The organism is Microbacterium sp. 13-71-7, assembly GCF_002257455.1.
Taxonomy (GTDB): domain Bacteria; phylum Actinomycetota; class Actinomycetes; order Actinomycetales; family Microbacteriaceae; genus Microbacterium.
In genome coordinates this window covers 1-5,948 of sequence record NZ_NCKN01000236.1, presented here as the reverse complement: position 1 = coordinate 5,948, position 5,948 = coordinate 1, and the positions used below count along the sequence as shown (strand labels likewise).

Sequence of the window (5,948 nt, the reverse complement as noted above, 5' to 3'; positions counted from 1 at the left end):
CCAGCGGGGCAACAACAACGCCTACTGCCAGGACTCCGCGATCAGCTGGCTCAGCTGGGACCACGAGCCGTGGCAGCAGGACCTCTTCGCGCACGCCTCCCTGCTGACGCGGCTGCGGGACGAGAACCCCGCCCTGCGCCCTCTCCGCTACGCCCGGCTCGGCGAGCACATCCCGAACGCCTCTGTCATGGACTGGTACGACCAGGACGGCGAGACGATGGAGGTCGAGCAGTGGAACGACCCCCGCAACCGCACCCTGCAGTACGTCGCGTCGTCGACGCCGGACAAAGAGGCCTTCAACCGGATCCTGCTCGTCGTGCACGGCACCGAATCGCCGATCGACGTCCGGCTGCCGGAGATCGACGGCGTGTCGCGCTACGTCGCCCTGTGGTCGAGTGCGGATGAGCGCCCCTCGCCGGTCGAGACGGTGCATAAGCCGGGCGACGTGCTCGCCCTTCCCGGCACCTCGATGCGACTGTTCCGCGCGGAGTGACCCGCCCGTTACCTCTTCCGACCTCGGAGCGCGGTAGGTTCAGGGTGTGTCCGAACGAACTGCCGCACAGCCCTCGTCCGATGCTCTCCGCAGCACCGCGCAGATCCCGGTGCGCGCACTGCCCGACATCGATGCGGCGGACGCCCAGACCAGCCGCATCCCGCTCGCGGATCCGTCCCCTGCGGCGCCTGAGGGCTTCCACCCGAAGGCCTTCTCCGGCGAGGTGATCCCGTTCCGGGTCGTGGCCTTCCGCGAGGGGCACGACCTCATCGGCGTGCACCTCCGGCTGCGCACCCCGAACCACCAGGAGAGCCTGTACCGACTGACGCCGCTCGACGACGGCACCGACCGCTGGCAGGTCGACGTCGCGCTCGACGAGACGAACGCCTGGACCTTCCGCTTCGAGGCCTTCGCGGACGAGTTCGCCACCTGGGCGCACGCCGCCGAGCTGAAGATCGCCGCCGGCGTGGACGTCGAGGTGATGCGCGCGCTCGGTGCGGGCCTGCTCGCACGCGCCGCCAAGGACAAGTCCCGCCCCAAGCCGGAGCGCAAGCGGCTCGCGGCGGTGGCGGACCGGCTGCGCGCGGACGACGGGACCGCGGAGGACGCGCTCGCCGCCGCGACGGACCCCGAGCTCGCCGCCCTCTTCGCGGACCGCCCGCTCACCGCGCTCGACTCCGCGACGCCGTGGCAGACCGTCCTGGTCGAGCGCACCATCGCGGGCGCCGCGGCCTGGTACGAGTTCTTCCCGCGCTCGGAGGGCGCGGTGCGCGAGACGGACGGCACGATCGCGAGCGGCACGTTCGAGACCGCCGCCGAACGCCTCCCCGCGGTCGCGGCGATGGGCTTCGACGTGCTCTACCTCCCGCCGATCCACCCGATCGGGCGCCTCAACCGCAAGGGGCCGAACAACACGCTCACCGCCGGACCCGCCGATCCCGGATCGCCGTGGGCGGTCGGCGCCGCGGAGGGCGGGCACGACGCCGTGCACCCCGACCTGGGAACCCTCGACGACTTCCGCGCCTTCGTGAAGAAGGCGAACGCGCTCGGCCTCGAGGTCGCGCTCGACCTCGCGCTGCAGGCCGCCCCGGACCACCCGTGGGTGAAGGCGCACCCGGAGTGGTTCACCGAGCTCCCCGACGGCACGATCGCCTATGCGGAGAACCCTCCGAAGAAGTACCAGGACATCTACCCGCTGAACTTCGACCGGGATCCGGTGGGCCTCTACACCGAGGTGCTCCGGATCGTGGAGCACTGGATCGCGCAGGGCGTGTCGATCTTCCGCGTCGACAACCCGCACACCAAGCCGCTGCGGTTCTGGGAGTGGCTGATCCGCACCGTCAACACCAAGCACCCCGATGTGGTCTTCCTGGCCGAGGCGTTCACCCGCCCCGCGCCGATGCGAGGGCTCGCCGCGGTCGGGTTCCAGCAGAGCTACAGCTACTTCACCTGGCGCAACACCAAGGCGGAGCTGGAGGAGTTCCTGCTGTCGGTCTCGCAGGAGACGGCCGACTACATGCGTCCGAACCTGTTCGTGAACACCCCGGACATCCTCACCGAGTACCTGCAGTTCGGCGGGCGCGCGGCGTACCGGATCCGGGCCGCGATCGCTGCGACGGGCGCACCGCTGTACGGCGTCTACGCCGGCTACGAGCTGTTCGAGAACGTGGCCCGTCCGGGCTCGGAGGAGAACATCGACAACGAGAAGTACGAGTACAAGCTGCGCGACTGGGCCAAGGCCGAGGCGGAGGGGCGCTCGCTCGCCCCCTACCTCACCCGCCTCAACGAGATCCGCCGCGCGCACCCGGCGCTTCGGCAACTGCGCAATCTGCGGCTGCACTGGAGCGACGACGACGCGGTCCTGGTGTACTCCAAACACCTGGACGCGCCCTTCACCGGCACCGGCTCCGGCGACACGATCATCGTGGTCGCCAACGTCGACCCGCACTCCGTGCGGCAGACGACCGTGCATCTCGACACCCTCGCGTGGGGCGTCGAGCCTGGGACGGCGTACGAGGTCGAAGACCTCGTCACCGGATCCGTCTGGACCTGGACGGATCACAATTTCGTGCGCCTGGACGCCTTCACGGAGCCGGTGCACATCCTCCATGTGAAGGGGCAGCCATGATCACCACTGCGATCGACCCGGCTGTGCTCGAGGCCGTGGCCTCGGGCTCGCACCACGACCCCCACTCCGTGCTCGGAGCGCATCCGCAGCCCGACTCGGGCGGCAGACGCGTGACGATCGTGCGAGCGCTGCGCCCCCTTGCGAAGGGCGTCTCCGTGCTGCTCGACGGCGGTGTGGAAGTGCCCCTCGCCCACGTCGCGGAGGGCATCTGGGAGGGCGAGGTCACGGGGCCCACCGGCGCCTACCGGATCAAGGCCACGTACGGCGACGCCCCCGACTGGATCTCCCCCGATCCGTACCGGCACGCCCCCACCATCGGCGAGCTCGACCTGCACCTCATCCGCGAGGGGCGCCACGAGCGGCTCTGGGAGGCGCTCGGCGCGCACCCGCGTTTCATCGACGGCGACCAGGGCACCGCGTTCGCCGTGTGGGCGCCGCATGCGAAGGCCGTGCGCGTGGTCGGCGACCACAACGGGTGGGACGGCCGCCTGGACGCGATGCGCTCGATGGGATCGAGCGGCGTCTGGGAGCTGTTCGTGCCCGGCGTCGGCGCCGGCGCGCACTACAAGTACGAGATCCTCACGCCGCACGGCACCTGGATCCTCAAGGCGGATCCGATGGCGCAGCTTGCCGAGGTGCCGCCCGCCACGGCCTCGATCGTCACCCGCTCGGAGTACTCCTGGGGCGATGGCGCCTGGATGACCCGTCGTGCGGCGACGCACGCGGTCGCGCAGCCGATGAGCGTCTACGAGCTGCACCTCGGCTCATGGCGCCCCGGTCTGGGCTACCGGGACATCGCCGACGAGCTCATCGAGCACGTCACCGCGACCGGGTTCACGCACGTCGAGTTCATGCCCGTGGCCGAGCACCCCTTCACCGGATCCTGGGGCTATCAGGTGACCGGCTACTACGCCGCGACGCACCGCTACGGCGAGCCCGACGACCTGAAGCACCTCATCGACCGTCTGCACCAGGCCGGCATCGGCGTGATCATCGACTGGGTGCCTGGACACTTCCCCAAGGACGCGTTCGCGCTGGCGCGCTTCGACGGCGAGGCCGTGTACGAGCATCCGGATCCGCGCCGCGGCGAGCACCGCGACTGGGGCACGCTCATCTTCGACTACGGCCGCAACGAGGTGCGCAACTTCCTCGTCGCGAACGCCCTGTTCTGGCTGGACGAGTTCCACGCCGACGGCCTGCGCGTCGACGCCGTCGCCTCGATGCTGTACCTCGACTACTCCCGCGACGACGGCGAGTGGGAGCCCAACGTCCACGGCGGACGGGAGAACCTGGAGGCGATCCGGTTCCTGCAGGAGGTCAACGCGACCGCGTACCGCAAGCACCCGGGGATCGTCATGATCGCCGAGGAGTCGACGAGCTTCCCCGGCGTGACGGCGCCCACCGACCACAACGGGCTCGGCTTCGGGTTCAAGTGGAACATGGGCTGGATGAACGACTCCCTCGTCTACATCGAGCGCGACCCGCTGTACCGCTCGCACCACCAGGGCGAGATGACGTTCTCGTTCGTGTACGCGTTCGGCGAGAACTACATCCTGCCGATCAGTCACGACGAGGTCGTGCACGGCAAGGGCAGCCTGCTCTCGAAGATGCCGGGCGACCACGCCGCGAAGCTCGCGAACGTGCGGGCCTATCTCGGCTACATGTGGGGGCATCCGGGCAAGAACCTGCTGTTCATGGGTCAGGAGTTCGGCCAGCTCTCCGAGTGGTCCGTGGACCGCGGCCTGGACTGGTGGCTCCTCGATCAGCCGTCGCACCGGCAGCTGCAGGAGTTCGTCGGCGCCCTGAACGGCACCTACCGGCAGAACGCCCCGCTGTGGGAGCGGGACCACGACAGCAGCTCGTTCACGCGGATCGGGGCCCCGGACTGGGATCCGAACATCGTCGCGTTCGTGCGCCGCGACGCGCACGGCGGCCACCTCGCGGTGATCAGCAACTTCGCCGGCACCACCCGGCACGGCGTCAGACTCGATCTGCCGCTCGCGGGCGGCTGGACCGAGGTGCTGAACACCGATGCGGCCGAGTTCGGCGGGCACGGCGAGGGCAACCTCGGCCTCGTGTACGCGACCGAGGTCGAGAACGGCTCCCCGCGCGCGACCCTGACGATCCCCGCGCTGTCCACGATCTGGCTGCGGCATCAGAAGGATCCGCACGTGCCGATCGTCAGCAAGGGCTGAGACGATCCCGCCGGTGCCGACACTCCTAGGGTGAGAGACACCGAACGGAGCCGGCATGGCACACGACGCACAGGACAGGACGCTCGTCGCGCGCGCGGCGGCGGGGAGCGAGAGCGCCTTCCGCACGCTGTACCGCGCATACGCGCGCCCGGTCTACTGGATCGCGTACGGCATCCTCGGCGACGCCGGCGACGCCGAGGACGTGACGCAGGAGGCTTTCATGGTCGCCTGGCGGAAGCTGCCCGGTCTGGAACTCGCGAGCGATTCGCTGCTGCCCTGGCTGGCGACGATCTGCCGCTTCCAGGCCGCCAACCGGCTGCGCCGCCGCCAACGGGACGCCGCGCACACCGCCGAGGGCGTGGACGAGCTGCTCCCCGCGCTGATGGACGTCGAGCAGCAGGTGATCGCCACCGAGCTCGCCGACAGGATCGCGGCGGAGCTCGGCGGGATGACCGTGCTGGACCGGGAGATCTTCCGGCTCTGCGCGACCGAGGGCTGGGACTACCGGGCCGCGGCCGCCGAACTCGGCGTCGGGCACGGCGTCGTCCGCAACCGTCTCTCCCGCGTGCGCACCCGCCTGCGCGGCGCTGTGACCGAAACGGAGCCCGCATCATGACCACGACCCCCACGGGCCTGCCCCCGCTGAGCGACGAGACGGTGGACCGCATCGAGGAGGCCGTCTTCGCGCAGATCGCCGAGGAGCGCGACTCCGCTCGCGCCCACACCGCACCCACCCGCCGACGGGCGCGCCGACGCGGCTGGCTGACCGCGGGCGGCGTCGCCGCCGCGTTCGTCGTCGGGGTGCTGGTGACGCCCGCGATCCTGAACGCCACCGGTGCCGCGTCCTCCGGTTCCTCGGCCGCCAGTGCGCCCTACGACGCGACGCCGAGACCGCAGTCGCTCTCCGGCGTAGCGAAGGACATGGCGCCGAGCTCCGGTGGCGCCGCGTCCTCCGCGGGCGGCTCCGCGCCGTCGACGAACGAGGCGCGGGACGTGGTCCGCACCGGATCCGCCACCGTGCAGGTCGACGACGTGCGCAAGGCCGCCGATGCCCTGGCCGCACTCGCGAAGAAGCACGGCGGCTTCGTGGAGAGCCAGCAGATCGGCTCAGCACAGCGCCCCGCGGCGACCG

Annotated in this window: 3 protein-coding genes and 2 pseudogenes; all 5 read left to right on the top strand. The window is 70.7% G+C overall.

Features of this window, described 5'->3' with window-relative positions:
- Positions 1-493 (top strand): annotated as a pseudogene (locus B7X32_RS17505) (glycogen debranching enzyme); the annotation flags it as partial.
- 109 nt (positions 494-602) lie between these two features.
- Complete coding sequence (locus tag B7X32_RS17500) at positions 603-2,621, top strand: alpha-1,4-glucan--maltose-1-phosphate maltosyltransferase (RefSeq protein WP_292722534.1); 2,019 nt, start codon at positions 603-605, stop codon at positions 2,619-2,621.
- Entirely contained in the window at positions 2,618-4,816 is a 2,199-nt protein-coding gene (gene glgB / locus B7X32_RS17495) for a 1,4-alpha-glucan branching protein GlgB (RefSeq protein WP_292722531.1), read from the top strand. Before B7X32_RS17500 ends, glgB begins: the two co-directional genes overlap by 4 nt.
- Before the next feature lie 55 nt (positions 4,817-4,871).
- Positions 4,872-5,432 carry a sigma-70 family RNA polymerase sigma factor gene (locus B7X32_RS17490; RefSeq protein ID WP_292722528.1) on the top strand — a complete coding sequence of 187 codons (561 nt, stop codon included), beginning with the start codon at positions 4,872-4,874 and terminating at the stop codon, positions 5,430-5,432.
- Positions 5,429-5,948, top strand: a pseudogene (locus B7X32_RS17485) (DUF4349 domain-containing protein); the annotation flags it as partial. The gene B7X32_RS17490 and the pseudogene B7X32_RS17485, both read left to right, overlap by 4 nt.

Excerpts from the sequence above, each read along its gene's own strand:
- B7X32_RS17490 (WP_292722528.1), top strand. The coding sequence starts at position 4,872 with ATGGCACACGACGCACAGGACAGGACGCTCGTCGCGCGCGCGGCGGCG.
- glgB (WP_292722531.1), top strand. The coding sequence starts at position 2,618 with ATGATCACCACTGCGATCGACCCGGCTGTGCTCGAGGCCGTGGCCTCG.